The organism is Alcaligenes sp. (assembly GCF_050255915.1).
Classification (GTDB): domain Bacteria; phylum Pseudomonadota; class Gammaproteobacteria; order Burkholderiales; family Burkholderiaceae_B; genus Alcaligenes; species Alcaligenes aquatilis.
In genome coordinates this window covers 18026-41647 of record NZ_JBFWIQ010000021.1, presented here as the reverse complement: position 1 = coordinate 41647, position 23622 = coordinate 18026, and the positions used below count along the sequence as shown (strand labels likewise).

General features: G+C 55.4%; 23 protein-coding genes and 1 other RNA gene. 14 read left to right on the top strand and 10 right to left on the bottom strand.

Annotated features, from left to right (window positions below; genetic code table 11):
- Window positions 1–864: 864 nt before the first annotated feature.
- The 4 genes from AB7E06_RS18665 (at window position 865) to AB7E06_RS18650 (ending at window position 4333) form a co-directional block, all read left to right on the top strand.
- Window positions 865–1830, top strand: coding sequence for a sulfurtransferase (locus tag AB7E06_RS18665; protein WP_094197538.1), 966 nt, complete (start codon window positions 865–867; stop codon window positions 1828–1830).
- A gap of 11 nt (window positions 1831–1841) precedes the next feature.
- On the top strand, window positions 1842–2948 hold the full coding sequence (locus AB7E06_RS18660) for a YeeE/YedE family protein (RefSeq protein ID WP_094197539.1): 1107 nt from the start codon (window positions 1842–1844) through the stop codon (window positions 2946–2948).
- 11 nt (window positions 2949–2959) lie between these two features.
- A complete protein-coding gene (locus AB7E06_RS18655) occupies window positions 2960–3124 on the top strand; it encodes a hypothetical protein (RefSeq protein WP_162988183.1) in 165 nt (54 codons plus the stop codon).
- A 228-nt stretch (window positions 3125–3352) separates the two neighbouring features.
- Window positions 3353–4333, top strand: a complete 981-nt coding sequence (locus AB7E06_RS18650; RefSeq protein WP_427958037.1) for a hypothetical protein — start codon at window positions 3353–3355, stop codon at window positions 4331–4333.
- On the opposite strand, the gene msrA is transcribed toward AB7E06_RS18650, so the two are convergent.
- Window positions 4330–4860 (bottom strand): peptide-methionine (S)-S-oxide reductase MsrA, encoded by a 531-nt coding sequence (gene msrA, locus AB7E06_RS18645; protein WP_042489352.1) that lies wholly within the window; start codon window positions 4858–4860, stop codon window positions 4330–4332. The genes AB7E06_RS18650 and msrA overlap by 4 nt on opposite strands.
- A 324-nt stretch (window positions 4861–5184) precedes the next feature.
- Between msrA and lgt the strand changes: the two genes are divergently transcribed.
- Window positions 5185–5982, top strand: coding sequence for a prolipoprotein diacylglyceryl transferase (lgt, locus tag AB7E06_RS18640; RefSeq protein WP_094197541.1), 798 nt, complete (start codon window positions 5185–5187; stop codon window positions 5980–5982).
- Between the two features lie 53 nt (window positions 5983–6035).
- Here lgt and ssrS read toward each other — a convergent pair.
- The 3 genes from ssrS to AB7E06_RS18625 form a co-directional block, all read right to left on the bottom strand.
- A non-coding RNA gene (gene ssrS / locus AB7E06_RS18635) (6S RNA) lies at window positions 6036–6219 on the bottom strand.
- 53 nt (window positions 6220–6272) lie between these two features.
- Window positions 6273–6584, bottom strand: a complete 312-nt coding sequence (locus AB7E06_RS18630) for a cell division protein ZapA (protein WP_094197542.1) — start codon at window positions 6582–6584, stop codon at window positions 6273–6275.
- 3 nt (window positions 6585–6587) lie between these two features.
- On the bottom strand, window positions 6588–6992 hold the full coding sequence (locus AB7E06_RS18625; RefSeq protein WP_035273300.1) for a hypothetical protein: 405 nt from the start codon (window positions 6990–6992) through the stop codon (window positions 6588–6590).
- Between the two features lie 340 nt (window positions 6993–7332).
- Here AB7E06_RS18625 and AB7E06_RS18620 point away from each other — a divergent pair, with 340 nt between their 5' ends.
- Together AB7E06_RS18620 and AB7E06_RS18615 are read left to right on the top strand one after the other, a co-directional pair.
- The gene (locus AB7E06_RS18620) at window positions 7333–7791 is read left to right on the top strand and encodes a tripartite tricarboxylate transporter TctB family protein (protein ID WP_094197543.1); all 459 of its coding nucleotides are present in this window, start codon (window positions 7333–7335) and stop codon (window positions 7789–7791) included.
- Window positions 7792–7808: 17 nt separating this feature from the next.
- The gene (locus tag AB7E06_RS18615) at window positions 7809–9314 is read left to right on the top strand and encodes a tripartite tricarboxylate transporter permease (protein WP_094197544.1); all 1506 of its coding nucleotides are present in this window, start codon (window positions 7809–7811) and stop codon (window positions 9312–9314) included.
- Window positions 9315–9887: 573 nt separating this feature from the next.
- On the opposite strand, the gene AB7E06_RS18610 is transcribed toward AB7E06_RS18615, so the two are convergent.
- From AB7E06_RS18610 to AB7E06_RS18600, 3 genes are all read right to left on the bottom strand, one after another.
- Window positions 9888–11573: an ABC transporter permease gene (locus AB7E06_RS18610; protein WP_108728653.1), complete on the bottom strand. Its 1686-nt coding sequence runs from the start codon at window positions 11571–11573 to the stop codon at window positions 9888–9890.
- Window positions 11574–11585: 12 nt separating this feature from the next.
- A complete protein-coding gene (locus AB7E06_RS18605; RefSeq protein ID WP_094197546.1) occupies window positions 11586–12671 on the bottom strand; it encodes an ABC transporter ATP-binding protein in 1086 nt (361 codons plus the stop codon).
- 82 nt (window positions 12672–12753) lie between these two features.
- Entirely contained in the window at window positions 12754–13791 is a 1038-nt protein-coding gene (locus AB7E06_RS18600; RefSeq protein WP_108728807.1) for an ABC transporter substrate-binding protein, read from the bottom strand.
- 225 nt (window positions 13792–14016) lie between these two features.
- On the opposite strand from AB7E06_RS18600, the gene AB7E06_RS18595 reads away from it, so the two are divergent.
- The gene (locus AB7E06_RS18595; protein ID WP_230019197.1) at window positions 14017–14940 is read left to right on the top strand and encodes an NAD(P)-dependent oxidoreductase; all 924 of its coding nucleotides are present in this window, start codon (window positions 14017–14019) and stop codon (window positions 14938–14940) included.
- Between the two features lies 1 nt (window position 14941).
- On the opposite strand, the gene AB7E06_RS18590 is transcribed toward AB7E06_RS18595, so the two are convergent.
- From AB7E06_RS18590 to AB7E06_RS18580, 3 genes are read right to left on the bottom strand one after another with little or no spacing between them, the layout of a single operon-like run.
- Window positions 14942–16465: a sensor histidine kinase gene (locus AB7E06_RS18590; protein ID WP_094197547.1), complete on the bottom strand. Its 1524-nt coding sequence runs from the start codon at window positions 16463–16465 to the stop codon at window positions 14942–14944.
- On the bottom strand, window positions 16462–17148 hold the full coding sequence (locus AB7E06_RS18585; protein ID WP_094197548.1) for a response regulator: 687 nt from the start codon (window positions 17146–17148) through the stop codon (window positions 16462–16464). Before AB7E06_RS18585 ends, AB7E06_RS18590 begins: the two co-directional genes overlap by 4 nt.
- Window positions 17129–17695, bottom strand: coding sequence for an RNA pyrophosphohydrolase (locus tag AB7E06_RS18580; RefSeq protein ID WP_094197549.1), 567 nt, complete (start codon window positions 17693–17695; stop codon window positions 17129–17131). The genes AB7E06_RS18585 and AB7E06_RS18580 overlap by 20 nt, the downstream gene beginning before the upstream one ends.
- Window positions 17696–17759: 64 nt before the next feature.
- Between AB7E06_RS18580 and AB7E06_RS18575 the strand changes: the two genes are divergently transcribed.
- The 6 genes from AB7E06_RS18575 to tolB all read left to right on the top strand — a co-directional run bounded on the left by AB7E06_RS18575 (window position 17760) and on the right by tolB (window position 23609).
- Window positions 17760–19496, top strand: a complete 1737-nt coding sequence (locus tag AB7E06_RS18575; protein WP_108728651.1) for a proline--tRNA ligase — start codon at window positions 17760–17762, stop codon at window positions 19494–19496.
- A gap of 66 nt (window positions 19497–19562) precedes the next feature.
- On the top strand, window positions 19563–19988 hold the full coding sequence (gene ybgC, locus AB7E06_RS18570; protein WP_094197551.1) for a tol-pal system-associated acyl-CoA thioesterase: 426 nt from the start codon (window positions 19563–19565) through the stop codon (window positions 19986–19988).
- 2 nt (window positions 19989–19990) lie between these two features.
- Entirely contained in the window at window positions 19991–20665 is a 675-nt protein-coding gene (gene tolQ, locus AB7E06_RS18565; RefSeq protein WP_009454887.1) for a protein TolQ, read from the top strand.
- The gene (gene tolR, locus AB7E06_RS18560) at window positions 20665–21111 is read left to right on the top strand and encodes a protein TolR (protein ID WP_108728650.1); all 447 of its coding nucleotides are present in this window, start codon (window positions 20665–20667) and stop codon (window positions 21109–21111) included. The genes tolQ and tolR overlap by 1 nt, the downstream gene beginning before the upstream one ends.
- A 50-nt stretch (window positions 21112–21161) precedes the next feature.
- Entirely contained in the window at window positions 21162–22283 is a 1122-nt protein-coding gene (gene tolA / locus AB7E06_RS18555; protein ID WP_094197553.1) for a cell envelope integrity protein TolA, read from the top strand.
- A 15-nt stretch (window positions 22284–22298) separates the two neighbouring features.
- Entirely contained in the window at window positions 22299–23609 is a 1311-nt protein-coding gene (gene tolB / locus AB7E06_RS18550; protein ID WP_094197554.1) for a Tol-Pal system beta propeller repeat protein TolB, read from the top strand.
- Window positions 23610–23622: the final 13 nt, after the last annotated feature.

Below are 23622 nucleotides of genomic sequence, written 5' to 3'. Positions count from 1 at the left end.
GGCGGCATCAATTTCCTGACTGTCTGTTCTTTGAATTCTGCGCTGTAGCTGGGCACTTCTTCACTCCGATCGCTCCCTCAAATATTAACGAAAAACGAGCGGACATCTATTGTGACTGAGGGGGAGAGCGGCTGGAACAACGAACGCCACCCTCTATATAGCCAGGCCTTTCATCACTGCGACTCTACTCTCTATATATAGATAGGAGACGGGCCTCTCCAAGAGGTAAACCAATCCTCTCCCCCTCTATACCTCTATACCTCTATACCTCTATACCTCTATACCTCTATACCTCTATACCTCTATACCTCTATACCTCTATACCTCTATACCTCTATGCCCTTCACTATCCCTCCGAGTCTCAGTCTCTTTGCCTTTGATACGTCGAATCTTAGAACCTTTGAGCCTCTGAACCTTTGAGCCTCTGAACCTTTGGGTCTCTAAGTCTCTAAGTCTCTAAGTCTCTAAGTCTCTAAGTCTCTAAGTCTCTAAGTCTCTAAGTCTCTAAGTCTCTAAGTCTGCATCCATGAGAGCACCAAACACATCATCCCATCCTCTCTTGTAAAGACAGCTCTGCCTTCTCTCACCTATACAACCGCCTCTCTACAGATACGCTCTTGTTATATAGAAAGCAAAAACACACTTGCCTGAGAGATAGACACAACCACAGAGACACAAGCCCACCTAACGCAGAGCGGCAAGCAAAGCCTTCCTCCTCTCTCCTCTATATATAGAGACACCCTCTTACACCCACAAGCAATAAGCTAATCCCCAATTCATTGTTATTTTCTGTTCCCGTGTTCATTACCATTCCTTATGCACTTAAACCTCTAAGCAGGACCCTGCTTACTCAAGAGAGTAATAATGATCAAACCTATCCTCATCTCCCTGGCATTTGCATTCAGCACGGTTCTGGCACCGACTGCCAGCGCAGAGCCAAGCACACCCGAAACGGCAGCCAAACCAGCCGCCTTGATCTCGGCTGCCGACCTGGCCACCAAACTGGATCAAAACAATCTGCGCGTTCTAGATATCCGCACAGACAAAGAATATGCAGCGGGCCACGTGCCTGGTGCCGTTCACACCCCTTATGGCGCCTATCGCGGCCCAGCAGATAACGCAGGTGCCTTGCGCTCCGAAGCCGACCTGTCCGCCTTGTTCAGCAAAGCCGGTATTTCCAAAGACAGCTACGTTGTCGTCACCTACGCAGGCGCCAACCCCACAGACTTTGGCGCCGCTGCGCGCGTATATTGGACATTGAAAGCGGGTGGTCTGACTCAGTTATCCGTTCTTGATGGCGGCTTGCAAGCCTGGGAAGCAGAAGGCAAGCCCCTGAGCAAAGACACTCCCACTGTCACCCCTACCGAATTTAGCTACCACTACAACAAAGACATGGTAGTCAGCACGCAAGAAGTCGCGGACTACATCAAGAATGGCCAAGCCCCCATTTTGCTGGACGCGCGCCCAACTGAATTCTTCAAAGGCGAAAAGCGCGTTGACGCCGCCGCCCGCTACGGCACCTTGCCCGGTGCACGTGAACTGGACTTCAACAGCTTCTTTCGCAGCGACAAACCTGTCTTGAAAGACACCGGTGAGCTCGTCAAGATCGTCAAAGAACAAGGTCTGGATAACAAACCCACCGTTTCGTTCTGCAATACCGGTCACTGGGCTGCTACGAACTGGTTTGTATTGTCCGAACTGGCAGGTAACCCAAACGTGAAGCTTTACCCCGAATCCGTCGTGGAATGGAGCCGCAGCAGCTTGCCCATGGACAACCAGCCCTCCCGCTTCGAGGTTCTGAAACTCGATGCCAAGCGCGCCGTTAACTAAAGAAATCGATCATGCTTTATCTGACTAGACTGGGCTTTATCCTGGCCAGCCTGGCCCTCATTGTCGGGGTCGCTCTGGTAGGTGGACTGCGCCAAGGCTTGCTTGCCTTATTAGGGATTGGCTTTGGCGCCGTGCTGCAAGGAGCCCGTTTCGGTTTCACGACCGGCTGGCGCAACTATATCGAGCGTCGCGACCCTCAGGGTATCTGGGCACAAATGCTCCTGTTGGTATTGGCTGCTGCCTTCACCCTGCCGCTGATCGCTGACAGCGGCGGCGAGTTGGTCGGTGCCATTGCCCCACTGACCATCAGCCTGGTGCTGGGTGCCTTCCTGTTTGGTGCCGCTATGCAACTGGCTGACGGTTGCGGCTCCGGCACACTTTATAAAGCAGGCGCTGGCGCACCGATTTCCTTTGCCGTGCTGCCCACCTTTGCCATCGGCAGTTTTCTGGGCGCATCGCACCAACCCGGCTGGATTGCCTTGGGTGGTTTGCCCGCTATCGACCTGACTGTATCCCTGGGCTGGCCTACCGCCTTGCTGATTACCGTCCTAGGCTGCGCAGCGGTATCCTGGTTCGTCGGCCGGGGCGCACGCCGCCATCAAAAAGAACACAACAGCGCACCCGCCAAATGGGAAATGCGCTGGTGGATGGGCGCCTTGCTGCTGGCCGTGCTGTACGCCATTCACATGATTGTTGCTGGCCAACCTTGGGGCATCGTCTACGGTATTGGCCTGTGGGGTGCAAAAGTATTCTCGGCTCTGGGCTGGACACCCGTTGGCGACGCATTCTGGGGCGTGGCTCCCCATGCTCAACGTCTGGCAGAGCCTGTTCTGGCTGACGTTACCTCCGTCACCAACTTTGGTTTGATTCTGGGCGCAATGGCCGCTTCGCGCTGGAACCATCCTGCCAATTTCAAATCGCCCAATGCCCGTACCTTGTGGGTAGGCGCGATTGCCGGTTTGGTCATGGGCTACAGTGCCCGTATGGCCTTCGGATGTAATGTGGGCGCATTCCTGGGAGGCATCGCCTCGGCCAGCATACATGGCTGGGTCTGGTTTGCACTGGCCTTTGCCGGGTCCATCATAGGCGTGCGCATTCGTCGTCGCGTTAATCCTTGAGTCGCACCACCATGAGCAAAACTACTTTCCGCCTTATCACCACTACCTTCTGGCTGGTCGTTGTCTTGTTAGTTGTCATGGACAGCCTGCAGGACTACCCCTACCGTCCCGAACCCGCTCCCATTGCCTGGGGTAGCGGACAAGCCGCCAGTGGCGGTCACTGCTCGGGTCGATAGCTAGGGCCTACTCAGTCTGCAACGCCCCTGATGGGAGAAAACCAGGCAGCCTCACTTGGCTGCACCAGGTTTCACCGTCAGGGGTTTTCTGTTGAATGAGGGAACACACATCCGCTTGTAGCGGCAAACCGACAGCCCACATCGCCCACCCCACGCAAGCGCCAGGGCACGACAAAGCAAGCACTGGGCCATGCTAGCATCAGTCAGACTTCTCAACCTTCTGCTGTCATGCTGAACTTTCTTCGCACCACACTTAGCCGCAGCCTGCGCATGTTTTATACCGTTGCACGCATCATGGTTCCCATCATGATTGCGGTGCGTATTGCGGCGCAGTTGGGCTTGATCGAACAAGTAGGCACACTGATCGGCCCCGTCATGGCGCTGGTCGGCTTGCCGCCTGAAGCCGGTATTGTATGGGCTACCACTGCCCTGGCCGGTATTTACGCAGGCATAGGATCGATGGCTGCGTTGGGCGACAGCTTGAGTTTCAACGTGGCCCAGATCAGCGTTCTGGGCACCATGATGCTGTTTGCTCACAGCCTCCCCATGGAACAAGCAATTGTGCGTCGGGCCGGGGCCAGTTTCTGGTTTACGGCCACGCTACGAGTAGTCTGCGCCCTGCTCTACGGCAGCCTGCTAGCCTGGGGTTTGAACAGCGCCGGGCTGTTGCAGGAACCTGTTTCGCTGGCCTGGCTTTACGGGCAGTCCAATGCGACACAAGGCGGTTGGCAAGGCTGGATAGATTGGTTATGGGGAACGGCCAGTTCACTGTTCATGACCTGGCTGATTATTCTTGGCCTGCTGTTAACCCTGTCAGCCCTGGAGAAAATCGGCTTCACCCGTTTGCTAACCCGACTTCTGCTTCCCTTGCTACGTTTTTCAGGACTGGAAGAACGAGTCGCCCCCACAACCACCATTGGCGTATTGCTGGGCTTGAGCTATGGCGGCGCCTTGATTATTGACGAGTCCCGTCAGCAAAACTACAGTCCCAGAACGCGCTTGCTGGCCTTGTCCTGGCTGTCGTTAAGTCACTCCCTGATTGAAGACACCATTCTTATTCTGGCTCTGGGTGCCAACATCTGGGTGGCCCTGGTTGGCCGGCTTGTCTTGACCTTGCTCATTATTGGCCTGATGGCCCGCCTGACATTACCAGGTAGCGCCCTGTACAGACGCTACCTTGCTTCTGCTTCGCACCCTCAGGATGCTTAGCTTTTGACCAGCAGATCCTGAAAACGCTGGTAGAACTTCTTGAGCTTGGGCGCAATCACCATCTGGCAATAGGCCTGCTCGGGGTTCAAGGCAAAATAATCGTGGTGATAGTCCTCGGCTTCCCAGAACGTGGAGCTGTCGAGCACATGCGTCACGATAGGCGCATCAAACTGCGATTTGATTTCTTCGATGACTTCGAAAGCCTGACGGCGCTGTTCTTCGTTTTGGCAAAAAATAGCCGAGGCATACTGCGGCCCCTGGTCAGCGCCCTGACGATCCGGCGTGGTAGGGTCGTGGGTCAGGAAAAATACCTCCAGCAAATCCCGATAGGAAATGACTGAAGGGTCAAACTCCACTTTGACCACTTCAATATGGCCGGTCTGCTTGCCACAAACCTGTTCATAGGTGGGATTTTCCACATGGCCGCCACAGTATCCGGGCACCACCGACTGCACACCTCGCAGGGCCTTGAACACCCCTTCAGTGCACCAAAAGCATCCGCCACCCAATATGGCTGTTTCCTTCATGAGTTCTCCTTTGTTGACGAATTGGCTAGACCCAGCAACCAGGCTGCAATCGCTTGCGCTTATAAGGCGCTGAGCCGGTTTTGGGTGGGTATGGGAATAGCACCCCCGTTCCCCCGACTATCTTGTTGAGCACGATATCCATCAACGCTACCGTATCAGCCTTTGTCATTGGATTAAAGATCATCAATCCACAAAAAACTACTAATGGTAAACGGCGGGCCAAGACACTGAATGCAGCACGATCCTTCCCTTACAATTTACCCAGTCCTGGTCTGGGCTCGTAGTCACGCTATTATCTGATATTCATCTCTGTAATGGGCACGCATGTTAATTCACCCGCAGTTTGATCCCATCGCCATACAACTTGGACCCCTTGCCATTCATTGGTATGGCTTGATGTATTTAGTGGGCTTTGGCCTGGTTTGGCTGGCTGGCATGGCGCGTATCCGCGCGGGCTATGCCTTGCTGACCCGCAAAGACCTGGAAGACCTGATCTTTTACTGTGTTCTGGGCGTAGTAGTGGGCGGACGTCTGGGCTTTACCCTGTTATATCAACCCTCCTACTACCTGTCGCATCCGCTGGAGATTCTGTATGTCTGGCAAGGTGGCATGTCCTTTCATGGCGGTCTGATCGGGGTGCTGGTGACGATTGCACTGTTTGCTCGTAACCGCCAACGCCGTTTTCTGGAAATCAGTGATTTCCTGGCCCCCTTGATCCCACTGGGGCTGGCGGTAGGCCGCTTGGGTAACTTTATCAACGGAGAACTGTGGGGTCGTCCTAGCGATGTGCCGTGGGCAATGGTGTTCCCGCAGATGGATGCAAACCCTCGCCACCCTTCGCAGTTGTATGAGATGGCCCTGGAGGGCATTGCCCTGTTCATCTTGCTGTGGTGGTTTACGCGCCGCCCACGCGCCGTGGGCCAGGCTAGCGCCCTGTTCCTGATCGGCTACGGTTTTTTCCGCTTCATGGTGGAGTACACCCGCGAACCTGACAGCTACCTGGGTCTGCTCAGTGCTGGCTTGTCAATGGGACAGTGGTTGTCCTTGCCCATGATTGTGGCTGGGCTGGCTCTGTTTGTTTATGCCAGCAAGCGTGGCGTTACGCCTGGTAGTCAGAAATAAACAAAGCAGCAGAAAAGGAAAAAGCCCGTCCAGATCTGGACGGGCTTTTTTGTAGGTGCCCCACCATTGCCGTCAAGACCGGCATCCTGGAACCGAAGGTCCAAGATCGGCTGTCATCAAGCCAGCTTCGGGTTCGTCGACGAGGACGATCGCTCCTACTGGCTAATCCAACAACCTGTATGCCAAAAGCATTGGTTCAAGGAATGTATGGTCGTGTCACGAACACGGCAGGGACTTACTGGGATGAAGCAGCCCGCAAGGGACAACAAGGAGCTGCTTTCAAATTTGGTTTAGCGCGATGTGCCCGAAGGCTCAATAACATCATCCATCATCGCGTGCATGTCTTCAATTTTACGCTTGAAATCGCCAAAAGCAACATTAGCCAGTGGACCATCAGGTGCTTTAGCCGATAAAAACTCGCTGGCGATCTGAATAGCAGCCATAACGGCGATACGTTCGTTGCCAGAAACGCGCCCCGAACCCTTGATAGCCTGCATACGCTGGTCTACCAGTTTGACCGCTTCCAACAAGCGGGCTTTTTCAGATGGAGGACATGCCAGGGAATAATCGCGGCCCAGTAGGGAAATATCAACTCGTTCCATGACTTACTCCTGTACGGCACCGGGTAAACGCATGAGGATCGAACCGATCTGGTCACGAGCCTGCCCTGCCACATCACGCAATACGCCCATTCCTGCACGAGCACTGTCTAGCTCACGACGCAAGGCGACCACCTGGGCCTGTTCCTGCTCAAGCAGTTTTTTCAGTTCAGCCTGATCCGCTTGTGCTTGTTGCTGCACCACATCCAACTGACGCTGATGCGAAGCAACACCGGTGGACAGGGACTCAAACTCGTCCTGTTGACGCCGATTTTGCTGGCGCAAGGCGTCCAGCTCGGCATCTTGAGTTTTCAGACGAGCTAATAATTGAGCGCGTTCAGCGTTGAGCTGACGAGATTGCTCTACCAGTTGACCGATACGGTCAGCGAGAAAGTCGAGATCTTGCAACATGGGCCTTATCGTAAACCATTGCTAGCGTTACTGGGTAGAGGAATTTCATACTAATGATAACCTTTCACCCATCTTTCCATTACCTTTCAAACTTCTTTCAAAGCATGTCATCCACCTGCGAACACGCTCCCAAAAAACCCTAATTTTCTGGATTTACCGGGAAAACCCTTAAAAACTAGGGTCAAGTCAGGGTTTTCAGTCTTCAAACGCTCCATTACCATGCGTCACCTCTGTTTAAAGCAGTCGGCACATGCAGAGTGTGGAACCCGCTCCACCATAAACAAGCTGACACAGGAAAAAGGAAAACCAATGCGCAAGGCAGACAAGGAGAATCCACCTTATGCAAATTAAAAATAAACAGGACTTCTGGTCCGGGATCATGTTCGTGGTCGTGGGCGCCGCTTTCTCGCTCGGGGCTACCAGCTACTCGATGGGAACAGCCGCCCGTATGGGACCCGGCTACTTCCCCTTCTGGCTTGGTGTATGCCTGAGCTTGCTAGGGGCGGTTGTCACCTTGAACTCATTGTCTGCCAAAGCAGAAAGCACTGAGATAGAGAAGTTTAACTGGAAAGTCGTCTTCGTTATCATCGGCGCGGTTGTCTTGTGCGGGCTGACGCTTAACTCATTAGGGGTATATGCCTCTATCTTCCTGCTTGTTGTGATCAGCAGCTTTGCCAGCCATGAGTTTAGCTGGCCGATCGCGCTGGGCGCAGCTGTATTTCTGGTGCTGTTTGTCTGGCTGGCATTCATCAAGGGCCTAGGGTTGGTATTTCCCTTGTGGCCAAGTTTTCTGGCCTGATTGGGGGGTGAACGGATATGGAATTATTTGACAACCTGATGCTGGGTTTTTCGGTCGCAGTCACACCGGAGAACCTGGCCTACGCTCTGCTCGGTTGCATACTGGGCACCTTGATTGGCGTGTTACCTGGCATTGGCCCTGTGCCAACTATCGCCATGCTGTTGCCCATCACCTATGTACTGCCCCCAGTGGCTGGCCTGATCATGCTGGCCGGTATTTACTACGGCGCGCAGTATGGCGGGTCCACAACCGCCATTCTGGTTGCCCTGCCGGGCGAAACCTCGGCGGTGGTGACCGTGCTGGACGGACACCAGATGGCCCGTAATGGCCGGGCCGGTGCCGCTTTGGCGATTGCTGCCCTGGGTTCGTTCTTTGCCGGTTGTGTTGCAACCATTTTGCTGGCGGCCTTCGCACCGCCTTTGGCTGAGGTGGCCTTCAAGTTCGGACCTGCCGAGTATTTCTCCTTAATGGTGTTAGGCCTGGTGGGCGCGGTGGTGCTGGCCTCTGGCTCTCTGCCCAAGGCCATCTGCATGATCCTGTTGGGTCTGCTGCTGGGCATGGTCGGTACCGACGTGAACTCCGGTGTAGCGCGTTACGACTTTGGTATTCCCGAGCTGCAAGATGGTATCGACTTTGCCGTGGTGGCCATGGGTGTATTTGGTTTCTCGGAAATCATGAACAACCTGGAGCTGGGCGACCAGCGTGTCGAAATCACAGGCAAGGTCGGCAGCCTGTACCCCAACAAACAAGAGTTCAAAGAGTGCTGGCCGGCCGTCATCCGTGGGACTGCAATGGGTTCGTGCCTGGGCATTCTGCCCGGTGGTGGCGCGGTTCTGTCCTCCTTTGCCTCCTACACGTTGGAGAAGAAAATCTCCAGAAATCCGGAGCGCTTTGGCAAAGGCCACCCTGCCGGTCTGGCCGGTCCCGAGTCGGCCAACAACGCCGCCGCTCAAACCTCTTTCATCCCGCTGCTGACACTGGGTATCCCCGGTAACGCCGTGACGGCTCTGATGATTGGTGCCATGACCATCCACAACATTCAGCCCGGCCCGCAGGTGATGACCAGCCACCCTGAACTGTTCTGGGGCCTGATCGCTTCCATGTGGATCGGTAACCTGATGCTGGTCATTCTGAACCTGCCATTGGTTGGTCTGTGGGTGAAGCTGCTCAAAGTACCGTACCGCCTGCTATTTCCTGCCATCCTGGTCTTTTGTACGGTCGGGGTGTACTCGCTGAACTACAACGTGTTTGACATTCTGGTCACCGCCGCTTTTGGTTTTGTCGGCTACGTATGGTCCAAACTGCGTTGTGAAGGCGCTCCCTTGTTGCTGGGTCTGGTATTGGGTCCCATGATGGAAGAGAATTTCCGTCGTGCCCTGCTCCTGTCCCGTGGTGACTACACCACCTTTGTCACTCGTCCGCTGTCCTTGTCATTGCTGGTTCTAGCCGCCATCCTGGTGGTGATTGTGGCCCTGCCCTCTGTCAAGAAAAAACGCGACGAAACTTTCGTGGAAGAGGACTAAGGCACAGCCAGTCCTCTGGTTTGAATGCCCCTGAAAGGGGGCATTCAAACTGGCGCAACAGCAAGAAGGCCTGATTTCATCTCTCCACGAAATCAGGCCTTTTTTTTATCGACTGGTTTTGCTGCCTGGTTTCAAGACAGCTCAATCCTTGCTGGGCTAAACGGAGCCACTTCCAAGAACAAACATCAAGCAGCCAGAACCGCCTGCGTACACAACCTTCCTAACAAGGGAGCCAGAATGTCGCCGGAGTGGGCTACGGCGGCAAGCAAACCATCCAAACGAAGCAGCGCTTGCACTAGGCGTACTGCGCGGACCTTGATCGATCAAGGTCACAGCGGGCACCCGCTTGAGTCAAATGCCAGGCGACCGACGCCCCCATCACGCTATCACCGACGACCAATACTTTGCATTTAGGCGTCATCGCTTTCTATTAATGAGCAAACAAAATCAAGCAGCCCATTATGCGCATGAACAAGCGAACAGCCAGCCAGGCAACAAGATACGGTCTGTTCCTAGCAAAAACAACAATGGCCTGAACCCCTTGCGGAATTCAGGCCATTGAGATCAGCCAACTTACATCGTGCCTTGACGGCGCTTGTAGAAGTTACCGATATACATGGCCAGCAGCACCAGCACAGTAGAGATCAGAATCATGATGATCCCCAAGGCCGAGAGCTTGCCCCACAAACCATCTTCGGCATAGCTCAACACCTGTACCGCCAGCACTTCTGTGCCAGGACGGGACAGCACCACGGATACCGTCAACTCACGAATGAACATGGTGGCCATCAAAATCCAGGCTGACACCACACCGGGAATCAGCAAAGGAATAATGATGCGACGCATGGTTGTCCAGGAGCTGGCCCCGGCAACGGCCGAGGATTCCTCCAGGTGAGCATGTACCTGCACAAAAGCCGCCGATAAAGGTCGGATCCCGTAAGGCAGATAGGCTGCGATATAAGCCAGCAGCAAGGCGGTCAAGGTTGCATACAAAGGCGTTTGCACAAAGAACCACATAAAACCGATACCGATCACAATCCCCGGAAAGGAGAAGGACAGAAAGCTCAAGGTATCGAGCAGCGCCGCCGCTCGCGTTCGTAACTTAACCACCACATAGGCCACAAACAGCGACAACAGCACACCCAGACTGGCCCCGAACACAGCCAGGAACAGACTATTTGTCATGGCCACTTTGGAGATTGGGTCTTGAATGACATCAATCCAGTTCGCCCAGCTCATCAAAGAGAAGGCGCGAGCGCTAGGCACCATGGAGTACGGAATCATGGAGGTGTAGAGCAGCACAGCGACAGGCAACACTACCATCAGCAAGCTGATAATGCCCACGATGATGAACAGCGGGATTTTCGCGCGACGCAGTTCCAGTTGCGTCGGTTTGAAACCACGGCTGGAGATGGTCACATACTTGCTGCTTTCTTTCGTCATGTAGCGATACAGCACGATCAGGGCAATGGAGGCCGATAGCACACTCATGCCCAGCGCTGCCGCTTTTCCATAGTCTGGCGCGAAGCCGGTTGAGATCATCTCGAACAGATACGTGGCCAGCACATCCACACGACCCGGCGTACCCAGAACACGTGGCACCGCATAAGAGGCCAGCGCCCGCACAATCGCCAAAATGAAAGCCGCCATGATGGCTGGGCGCAGAATCGGCAGGGTGACCCGCGTCAAGGTGCGCCACAGACCGCCCCCGAATACACGCGAGGACTCTTCCATGGACACGTCAAACGAGGCCATGGCAGGCGCGATGATCAGATAGGCCACAGGCATGTTCAACAAGCCCTCGACCAGAATCATGCCCCAGAGCGAATAAATATTCAGTGGTGCATCCTGCAGACCCAAGGTGTCCTGCAAGAACATATTGATCAGGCCATTGGACGGATTCAACAGCAGTGCCCAGCTAACCGAGAACAACAAGTGCGGAATCATCATGGGGACGATGGACAGCACCGTAAACACACCCTTCATGGGCATGTTGGTACGCGTATTCAGGTAAGCCAGGAAAACGGCCAGCGCGGTAGAGAACAGGGACGAGCCCAGCACGAAAACCACCGTATTGAAGGTGACTTCCAGCAAAAAGGGATCGGTGTAGGCGGCTACATACTTGGCCGTGGTGAAAGAACCAAAAGCCGTCAGGCCCTGCGAAAAACTGCCCAGCAGCAACATCAGGACCGGGCATAGCGTCAGAAAGCCAACAATCAGAATAAGCGACCAGCTAAGTGGTCTGCGTGTTTGATTCATGATGTTCCGCCCTTATGCCGACAAGAGCATGCAATGCGCAGGATGCAGGTTAAAGCGCACGGTATCACCCTGCTTTACCTTCACATCAGGATCGATACACACCAGGAGCTGCTCTTTACCCACTGTGACCTCGGCCTCGTAGGACTCGCCCACGAATTCCAAGGCCTGAACCTGCCCATGGAACAGATTCTGGCCCACTTCACTGGACTGACTACTGACGCGAATAAACTCGGGACGAATGCACAACGTGACCTCCGTGCCCACGGGCAGATCTCGCTTCTTGCAGTGCAACTGACCCAGTTCGCATTCCACAAGGGTGGAATCCACACGCTGCTCCAGCACCTTGGCGCTGATCTGGTTGGCACGACCAATAAAGTCCGCCACAAAGCGGTGGTCGGCATCAAAGTAAATTTTTTCTGGTGAGCCAATTTCCAGAATTTTGCCGCCACGCATAACAGCGATGGAGTTGGACAAGGCCAGCGCCTCGACACGATCATGCGTCACGTACACAGCGGTAATGTCCAGACGGCTCAAGAACTCGCGCAGTTCTTTACGCGTTTCTTCACGCAGCTTGGCATCCAGGTTGCTGAGCGGCTCGTCAAACAGGATGACCTTGGGCTCGGCCACCAGAGCTCGTGCCAGCGCCACACGCTGTTGCTGGCCACCGGACAGACGCGTTGCGGAACGCTGATCCACCCCTTCCAGTTGCACAAACTTCAAAATGTTCGCGACTTTTTCACGAATCACCTCTTTGCGCTCGCCACGTACTTGCAGCGGGTAAGCGATATTGTCGAACACCGTCATGTGCGGCCAGATGGCGTAGGTCTGAAACACCATACCCAGACCGCGCTTTTCTACCGGAACAGCAATATTCTTGGCGCTGGACCAGACGATCTCGTCCCCAATGCGGATTTCACCCTCGTCTGGGGTTTCCAGACCAACAATGCACCGCAGCAGTGTGGTTTTGCCGCAGCCACTGGGCCCTAACAGGGTGAAAAACTCATTCGCGGGAATCGTCAGGTTGATATTGTCCAAGGCCTTGAAGGTTTTGTCCTCTGAGACATAGGTCTTGCTCAGGCCGGTAATTTCAATTTGCATAATGAGTTAATGTTTTCAATAAAAATAAGGCGAGGCGCCAAGGCGCCCCGTTCTTGTTGAACCAGCTCTTGCCGTCGCGTGATTAACGCACAGCAAAGATACGGCTGAATTCACGACTCCAACGAATCAGTTCTGCATCGCTCAGGTCCCGGATAGGCTCGACCTTGGCTTTATCAATGCCAGCGACCGGAGGATGAATCCCGGGGGCCAGAACATATTCGCCCACCTTATTGGCCAAAATACCCATGGCTTCATTGCCCAGCCAATAATCCAGAAAAACGCGGGCAGCATCCGGATGCGGCGCATTCTTAGTCAGAGCAATAGCACGCGGCGAGCCCAGCAAAGGCTGACCCGACATGGGGCCCCAGGCCAATGGCGCAGGCGACTTGGTCACGATGTACTTGGGCATGGAAATGGCAATCAGCTTCTCGCCACTTTCAATAGGAGCGGGGGTTGGGCCAAACGACGCTACAAACATGGGTTTGTTGGCAGCCAGCCCTTTCAGGAAGTCCAGCCACTGCTCTTCGCTACTAAAGACTTTTTCCTTCAAACCAATCAGCCAACCAATGGTGGACGGGTGATTAGCCGGGTTAGCCATCACGATCTTGTCTTTCCACTTGGGATCGGCCAGATCTTCGTAACGTTGCGGCGCGTCCTCGGCTTTGAGGTGGTCCGTATTATAGATATAAGACACATATTCGATGCCAAACTGAATAATCGAATCGTCTTGAATAGCCCACTGCGGGTAGCCCTGTACGGCTTCAGACTGATGAGGAACCAACACGCCCTGCTCTTTAAGCATTTGCAACATCGGCAGAGGAGCCTGGACCACATCCGCCATCAACTTGCCGGCGTTGAACTCGGTCAGGATGGTGGGGATGAACTTGGAGCTGGAAATACGAGTGTATTTACCTTCAATGCCTTGCGCTTGCTGCAAGGCCTTCATGATGGGCTCTACAGCCGTGATATTGGCGTAAAACACAGCCTGGCCTTGAGCCTTCGCTTTTTCCAGTACCGCGGCATCTGCCGCCCACGCCGCCCACGGCAAAGAGGTCCCCATAGACGCCAATCCAGTGGCACCTGCCAGCTTCAAGAAACGACGACGATCGAAAGAGTTCATAGGATTCAAGTTCCAGTTAATTAGCCAGGAAATCATGTGTGCCCATCATGATCCGGACAGGAAAATTCCATTTATTACAGATCTATGTTTGGTTTAGAACATGAGGGGCCTGATGCCGTCAAGCCTCAAACACCTTGCCGCTTATTCCCTCAGGCGGCGATCAAGTTGGAAAAGCTGCGCTAAGCTCTACGTCTGAACATGATTATTCTTAAGGAGCCCCGTGCCATGAACCCATCCATTCAGCCCAAACAGTATGAATCTGGCCGCCCGCAAAAAGTGGCGTTCATTGGTCTGGGAGTGATGGGATATCCGATGGCGGGTCATCTGGCTCAGGCCGGCCATCAGGTGACGGTGTACAACCGCAATCAGGCCAAAGCGGAGCAATGGAGCGCACAATTCAAACAGGCCTGGGCGGCCACCCCGGCCCAGGCAGCGGCACAAGCCGACATTGTGATGGCCTGTGTGGGAAATGATGATGATTTGCGCGCCATTTTTCAGGGGCCAGACGGTGCGCTGGCAGGTATGAAAGCCGGCAGCCTGTTTATCGACCATACCACCGCCTCCGCCAACGTTGCCCGGGAACTGGGGGCACTGGCCGCCAGCAAGCAGGTCGCCTTTGTCGATGCCCCGATTTCCGGCGGGCAAGCCGGAGCCCAGAAAGGCATGCTCAGCATTATGTGTGGTGGGCATGCGCAGGATATGGAACGCGCCCGCCCCCTGATGATGAGCTACGCCCAGGCTTGCACCTTGATGGGGCCACTGGGATCTGGGCAGCTATGCAAGATGGTGAACCAGATTGCCGTCGTCGGTCTTTTGCAAGGTCTGGCCGAAGCCATGGCTTTTGGTGAGCGAGCCGGACTGGATATGGAACAAGCTCTGTCTGTCCTGACCAAGGGCGCAGCCCGCAGCTGGCAAATGGAAACCAAAGGCCCCACGATGCTGGCTAGAGACTTTCAACCCGGTTTCACCGTGAACTGGATGCTGAAAGACCTGGATCTGGTGCAGCAAGAGGCCCAACGCACTGGGGCTCAGTTGCCGGCAACCCGCTTGATTCAGGCACAGTTTGCGAAAATTGCCGAACAGGGCCACTCGGATTGGGATGTCTCTACCCTGTTCAATCTGTTGGCCCGCCCAAACGACAAGGCTTGATTCAGGAATTATCTGATTGAGGCGCTTCGGGCTGCAACAAGGGCAAGCGTAGCGTCGCCTTCAAGCCGTAGCCGCCCATATCGTTAGGCTCGCCATCAGTGAGCACAATCGTGCCGCCATTGCGCTCGGCGTAAGCCAGCGCAATGGCCAGACCCAAGCCAGAACCCGAACCACGTCCGCCCTTGCGTGCCGGGCCGCCCCGGTCAAAGCGCACAAATACGCTTTCACGCAAACTGGCAGCCAAGCCCATGCCATTGTCCGTCACACTGATCCAGGCCTGCTTGTCGTCGTGTCCGGCAGAAACCGTTATTGCACTGCCGCTACCGGCATGATTGATGGCGTTGTGAATCAGGTTGGAGACCGACTCATGGATCTCGGCATCGCTGGCGTAGACCCACAAGGGCGCTTGCTCCCCTTCTTCGCCCGGCCCGATCCAGCCCAGATCCTGGCGATGTTCGCGCGCCAAGGGCAGATATTGCAGCACTACCTCGCGCCCCAAACTGGCCAGATCGACCTGGCCCTGGCTCATGGTAGTGCTATGGCTGGCATGGGCCAAAGCCAATAACTGCTCGGTCAGGCGGGTCGCCTGCCCCAACTGCTTGATAATCGCCCCCAAGGACTCCCGGACACGTTCAATATCCGGCTCGCGGCGAGCGTACTGAGCCTGAGTATGAATAATCGCCAAGGGGGTACGTAATTGATGCGAGGCGTCGGCCAAAAATTGTGCCTGCCTATCCAGCACGGAACGGTATAGCTCTATGTGATGATTGACCGAACGAACCAAGGGGACCACCTCACGCGGCACATCGCGCTCGTCCAGGGGCTGCAAGTCATCCACGCTTCGGTTGCGCACTTCCTGACGCAAAGCCTGCAAAGGACGCAAGGCCCAGGCCACGGCGAACCACACCAGCAGCACAGCCAGCAACAACATACGCAAATTGCGGAAAATGCCTTCGCGCCAGGCTTCCTGTTGAGTGCGTAAACGCAAATCCAGGCTTTCGCCCACCATCACCAAAACCTGCCTGTGCTGGCCTTTGTAATGCAGGTCGCGCCACAAAGCCACCATACGCACGGTATCATTGCGGAAATAGGAATCGTAGAAAACCGGCACGCCTTCATGGTCGGCCAGATTGGCGGGACGCGGTAGCCCTTCCATCCCCAGTAAGGTGCGCCCTTTTAATTGATTGGCATCGGCACCACCCAGGTTACGGACCAAAGGGGTGACTTCTTCGACCCGAAAATACTTGCGATTGCCTGGTCTGGACTCCAGCATGACCTGGGCATAAAAGGGCGGATCAATGCGTAAACTGCCATCGGTATTGAACTCCACACTGGTCTCAAGCACTTTGGCCGGTTCCAGCAAAGCGCTGTCGTACACATTTTCCGTGACGGAGTTCATGGCCCGGTAATCTTCCCAACTGTCATACAACAGCAAGGCGACCACCCCCGGGATCAGCAGGACCAGCAGCCAAAAGCGCAAACTGCCTTGCCAGGCATTGGCGGGGGGTGGAGAAGGTGCTGTCATGAAACGCCGGATTCCGCCTCAAGCACTTCCAGCATGTAGCCCAAACCTCGTACCGTCACGATATGCACATCGCTATTGGCCAGTTTCTTGCGCAAGCGGTGTAAAACAACCTCGATGGCATCGGGGCTGGCATCGCTATCGTGCTCGAACACGCGGGCAAAAAGCTGGGACTTTTCAACCGGCATACCAGAACGACTGATCAGCACCAACAAAGCCGCATGTTCACGCGGAGTCAAATGCACAATGGCATTGTCCAGCATGAAAGCCCGGCTTTCGGGGTTGTATTCCAGCGAGCCGCAGCTGACTACAGGCGCCACACGGCCACGACTGCGCCGCACCAAAGCAGCCAGACGAGCCTCCAGTTCCTCCAAGGCAAAGGGCTTGGTCAGGAAATCGTCGGCGCCCAGATTCAGACCACGAACACGGTCTTGCAAGGCGCCTTGAGCGGTCAGAATCAGCACGGGAGTGTGATCACCGCGTTCGCGCATCTCACGCAAAAGCACCAGCCCGTGTTTATCGGGCAGGCGCAAATCCATCACAACCGCATCATATTCATGGGCCGTCAACAACACTTCTGCCGTTCGGGCATCATGAGCGGGATCGGGCAAAAAACCACTTTGCGCCAAAGCCCGCTCCAGCCACGCGGCCATTTCCAACTCGTCTTCAACCAATAATATGCGCATGATCCCTGCTGTCTACGGTATCGGCATCAATTGCGCTTGGGGGGCGCTGACGTAAATAACGATTTTCCTGGCGCCGCCGGAATAAAATATCCGACAGCTCGTTTAGCGCTTGCTGATAGACTTCCCGCTTGAACTCAATCACTGAATCAAGTGGCACCCAATATTGACTCCAACGCCATGCATCAAACTCCGGCGTCGAGGAAGAGCGCAGGCAGACATCGCTGTCTCGCCCTACCAGTCGCAACAGGAACCAGATTTGTTTCTGGCCCTTGTAATGGCCACGCGCCTCCCGACGTACAAAATGATTGGGCACGTTGTAGCGAAGCCAATCTCGCGTCCGGCCTAATATACGGATATGCTCTGGCAGCAAGCCCACTTCTTCGTGCAGTTCGCGGTACATCGCCTGTACGGGTGTTTCGCCGTATTTGATACCGCCTTGCGGGAACTGCCAGGCATGTTCCCGAATACGCTTGCCCCAAAAAACCTCGTTTTTGCGATTAACGAGAATAATTCCGACATTAGGACGGTAGCCTTCACGATCTAACATAGGCCACCTCTAACGAATTCAATACAATTAAATCTGATTATACGTACCTGACGAGTTCCCTACCATGCATGCTAGCCAGTATCACATTAATACCCTGAAAGAAGCGCCTACCGAGGCCGAAGTTGCCAGCCACCAGCTCATGACGCGCGCCGGCATGATACGCAAAGCCGCCGGCGGTATCTACACTTATATGCCTATGGGCCTGCGCGTGCTGCGCAAGATTGAAAACATCATTCGTCAGGAAATGGACCGCTCCGGCGCCATTGAGTTGCTGATGCCAGTAGTCCAGCCCGCCGAACTCTGGGTAGAGTCTGGCCGTTGGGAAAAATATGGCGACGAGCTGCTACGAATCAAGGACCGCCACCAACGCGACTTCGTGCTGCAGCCCACCTCTGAGGAAGTCATCACGGACATCGCCCGCAACGAAATCCACAGCTGGCGCCAATTGCCGATTAACTTCTACCATATTCAAACCAAGTTCCGTGACGAGCGTCGTCCCCGTTTTGGCTTGATGCGCGGCCGCGAATTCACCATGAAGGACGCCTACTCCTTTGACCGCAACGCCGAAGACGCCCAGGCCAGTTACGACAATATGTACGACGCGTATATGCGTATCTTTGCTCGTCTAGGTCTGGACTTCCGTGCCGTGGCGGCTGATACCGGCTCCATTGGCGGTTCGCGCAGCCATGAGTTTCAGGTTATTGCCGATACCGGCGAAGACTTGCTGGTCTACAACCCTGACACCGACTACGCTGCCAATATCGAACTGGCTCCCGCCCCTTGCCTTCTGGCTGAGCGCGCCGCTCCTGGCCAAGCGCTGGTCAAGACCGCCACACCAGAGGCCCCAAAATGCGAACTGGTCGCTCAACAACTAGGACTGGACCTGACTGCCACGGTCAAATCCGTGGTGGTGGCTACCGATGTTGAAGAAGATGGGCAAACCAAGACGACTGTGTACCTGCTGCTGATTCGCGGCGACCATGAGGTCAACGACATCAAGGTTTCCAAACTGGCCGGCTTTGAAAAAGGTCACCGTCTGGCAACCGAAGAAGAAATTGTGGCCGTCTTTGGCTGCAAGCCCGGCTATCTGGGCCCGATCGGCACACGTCAAGCAGTGCAAGTCATTGCCGACCTGACCGTTGCCAACATGAGCGACTTTGTCTGTGGCGCCAACGAAGAGGGCTTTCACTACACCGGCGTGAACTGGGGTCGCGACCTGCCCGAACCCATCAAGGCAGACCTGCGCAACGTGGTTCACGGCGACCCCGCTCCTGAGGGCGGCAAGCTGGCCATCCAGCGCGGCATTGAAGTGGGCCACGTGTTCTTCCTGGGCGATGTCTACTCCAAGAAGCTGAACGCCACCTTTTTGGAAACTGATGGTAAACCGGCTGTCATGCAAATGGGTTGTTATGGCATTGGCGTCAGCCGTATTGCGGCCGCAGCCATCGAACAAAACCACGACGAGCGTGGCATGATCTGGCCTCGCGCCCTGGCCCCGTTTGAAGTGGTAATCTGCCCGATCGGCTTTACCAAGAGCGATGCGGTACGTCAGACTGCGACGGATCTGTACACGCAGCTCAAAGAACAAGGCGTGGATGTCATTTTGGACGACCGCGACGCCCGCCCCGGCATCATGTTTGCCGACTGGGAACTGATTGGCGTGCCGCTACGCATTACGATCGGTGAGCGCGGCTTGAAAGAGGGCGTCGTTGAAATGCAGGCACGCCGTGATGCCAGCAGCACCAACGTCCCGGTCGAGCAGATTGCTCAGGTCAGCGTGGAGCGTCTGGCCTCGCTGTAAAGACTCCAAGCAGGGCTGGCCGTAGGCCATGCCCTGCCCGTCAACATAAACTCTTTTACGAACGACATGCTTACTGACAAGTGGGACACCCAGGCTCGGCTTGATATTCGCGTATATTACGAGGACACCGACGCTGGGGGGATCGTATATTACGCCAACTACCTGAAATTCTTTGAGCGTGCGCGCACAGAATGGCTCAGGAACCTGGGCGTAAACCAATCCGATGTAGCCGAGCAGAATCAACGCCTGTTCGTAGTCAAGAAGGTTGAAATACAATATCTCAAACCTGCCCGGCTCGATGATTTGATCTCGGTACGCAGCCGGATTACCCAACTGGGGTCGGCTACCATCCATTTTGAACAAGGTGCCCTGCGAGGTGGGGAACTGTTATGCCAAAGCACCATCCAAATTGTTTGCGTTGACGCCAACACGCTTCGTCCAAGCAAGCTGGACTCTGATTTACGTACCCTCTTGGAAAAGGTTCAGGACTGACCATGCAAGCTACTAGCGACCTGTCGCTGATTTCGCTACTTCTCGATGCCAGTATTCCCGTTCAGCTTGTCATGCTGATCCTGCTGGGAATCTCGATTCTCTCGTGGGCCTATATCTTCAGTAAACGGGCTGCACTTAAACGCACGCTGGAGCAGACTCGCCGTTTTGAGGACGACTTCTGGGCGGGTGGCGATCTGGCCGTGCTTCAGCAATCCATCTCCTCGCGTCGTGCTGAACACGGGGCCTTGGCCCGTATTTTTGAAGCCGGCATGACTGAATTCATCAAGGCCCGTCGCAGTCAAAGCTCGGGGCCTGCCCTGCTGGACGGCCCACGTCGTGCCATGCGTGCCAGCTATCAACGCGAAATGGATACGCTGGAAACACATCTGAACTTCCTGGCCTCTGCCGGTTCGGTCAGCCCCTACATCGGGCTGCTGGGTACCGTCTGGGGGATCATGCACGCCTTTATCGGTTTGTCGGGCATGCAGCAGGCAACCCTGGCCTCGGTGGCTCCCGGTATTGCCGAAGCCCTGATTGCCACGGCTATTGGTCTGTTTGCCGCCATCCCTGCGGTGGTGGCCTATAACCGCTTTACCAACGAGCTCGATCGTATCTCGATCCGCTTTGACAGCTTTATCGACGAATTCCTGAACATCTTGCAGCGGCAGGTGAACTGATGCCATCGATGCGTGGAAGCACCGGCCGTCATGGCCGGCGCATGAAAAATGAAATCAACGTCGTACCGTATATCGACGTGATGCTGGTGCTGCTGGTGATCTTCATGGTCACCGCTCCCATGATTACCCCTGGTTTGGTCGAACTGCCTTCGGTAGGCCAAGCCTCCGAAGTACCTGCCAAGCCGGTGGAAATCCAGGTTGATAAGGACGGCAAACTGGCCATACGCTTGCGCGATGCGGGCTCCGAGTTCATGAACATCGAGAAGTCCACACTGCTCAATGAAGTACGCTCACGTATGCAGGCCGACAGTCCGGTTGTCATCGCCGCCGACGGCAAGGTTCCCTACGAGACCGTCATGGGCTTGATGGATGAGCTGCGCTCCAATGGCATCAACCGCCTGGGTCTGATCGTCGATCGCAATAGCGACCCTGACGCTGGCAAATAACCTCTGGCCGGATAGCGTGCTCGCCGTCCGGCGCGAAAAACCTGAACTGAATGAAGCACAGAACACGCAATACCCGCAATCAGGCGCTGCGCTCGCCTGAGCAAAAGGAAGATCGGCGCGGCTTGCTCATCGCCCTGGGTCTGCACGGGCTGTTGCTGCTCGCCATTTTGGCGGGAGCCCTTTTTTCTACTGCGCCCAAAACACCCAATGCGGTGCAGGTCGAATTGTGGATGGACGGTGTCGCGCCCGACGCGGCCGTCAATGCGGATCCCGAAGCCCCCGAGGCCGAGCCAGAGCCACAACCTGAGCCTGAACCAGTTGCAGAGCCAGAACCCAAGCCTGAACCGGAACCCGAACCGCCTCCGGCACCCAAGCCACCTCCTGAACCTGAAAAGGTCACACCTCCTGCTGAACCCGAAGTCGATCCCGAGATCGCTTTGGAGCAAGCTCGCAAAGAACGCGAGCAAAAAGAACGTGAAGAAAAGCTGGAACAAGAGCGTCAGGAAAAACAGCGTCAGGACAAGCTAGCCGCTGAACGACGTGAACGTGAACAGAAGGAAAAGCAGGAACAGGAACGCAAGGACAAGGCCGAAGCAGAAGCTAAAGCCAAGGCGGAAGCCGAACGCAAGGCCAAAGCAGAGGCCGACGCCAAAGCCCGTGCTGATGCCGAACGCAAAGCCAAAGCCGAGGCAGAAGCCAAGGCCAAGGCAGACGCCGAGGCCAAAGCCAAAGCGGATGCTGAACGTAAGGCTCGCGCTGCTGCTGCCGCCAAAGCCAAGGCGGACGCCGAGCGCAAGGCCAAGGAAGAAGCGTTCCGTCGCGCCATGCGCGAAGGTGCTCCTGGCCGCCCCGGTGGTACCGCAGACCGCAACCAGGCTGGCGGCGGCGGTGGTGACGGTGGCTATGCCGCCAAGGTGCGCGCTTGCGTGCAACCTGGCGTGGTTTACAGCACCCCTGCGCGCTCCGAAGTACGCGGCAACCCTACTTTGCAGTACCGCGTGGACCTGAATGCCGATGGCACCCCTAACCGCGTTCAAATCAAACGATCGTCCGGCATCGCTCTATTCGATGATGCCGTATCCAAGGGACTTGCCCGTTGCAGCCCTTTCCCCAAACCGCCTAGCGGGCAGTATCCATCGTATATTGATGGCGAATACCGCATGTTCGATTAATCAGGAGATTGCATAATGACCGCCGCTACCCCTGCCCTGGCGACCTTAGGTCGTCATTGGCGCGCCACGGCCACTGGAGCGTTTGCCCTGGCCGCTGGCATGTTCGCCAGCCAACCGGCTCAGGCCCAACTGCGGGTCGATATATCGGGTGTGGGTGCTACCCAGTACCCCATCGCGATCGCCGATTTTGCTGATAACCCGGCCAGCCAGTCCCTGGCCGAAGTGATTCGCGCCGACTTGACTCGTTCGGGTCAATTTCAATTGATCAATGCCACCGGTGCTGGTCTGAATGCAGAAAGCACCATCGCCTACGACGAATGGCGCAACCGGGGGGCTGATTACCTGGCCTACGGCTCGGTCGCCCAGACCGGCGGGCAATACTCCATCAGCTATCGCCTGGTGGATTCCGTTCGTCAAACACAGCTGGATGGGGTGGCTTTTGCGGGCAGCGAGAAAGAGTTACGTCGCATATCCCACCAGATTGCCGACCGTATCTACGAAAAAATCACCGGTGTACGGGGCGTTTTTTCGACACGCCTGGCCTATGTGTTGCAAACGGGCAACAACTACGAGTTACAAATTGCTGACGCCGACGGACAAAATCCACAGGTAATGTTGCGTTCTCGACACTCAATCATCTCGCCAGCCTGGTCCCCTGACGGTAAAAAGCTGGCTTATGTGAGCTTTGAGAACGATAAACCTGTTGTATATGTGCAAACTTTGGCCACTGGCCATCGTGAGCCACTGGCCAATTTCAAAGGCAACAACAGTAGTCCAGCATGGGCTCCCAACGGCAATCAGCTAGCTGTTGTGCTCTCCAGAGACGGTATTTCGCAGATTTACACGCTAAATGCAGACGGTTCGGGCTTGCGTCGTGTGATGCGTTCGCCCCTGATCGATACTGAACCGAGTTTTATGCCTGATGGCAACTCCCTTGTATTTGTCAGTGATCGTGGTGGCGCTCCCAATATTTACAAAGTAAGCCTGGGAGGAAACGACGCACAACGCATTACCTTCAACGGGAGTTACAATATTTCACCGGAGGTCTCTGCGGACGGTACTAGGCTTGTATACGTCACACGCAGAAACGGTGCTTTCCGAATTGCCACTCAAGATATGGCATCAGGGTCTGAGCAACTGCTGACGACAGGTCCCGACGATCAGTCTCCGAGTTTCGCCCCTAATGGGATGCAGATCTTATATAGTTCTGTTCAGGGGGGGCGCAGTGTCCTAGCTGTAACATCCGTGGACGGTCGCGTTCGTCAGACCCTCTCGTCATTGAATGGCAAAGTACGCGAACCCACCTGGGGACCATTTACCAACTGACATCCTGTGTGAC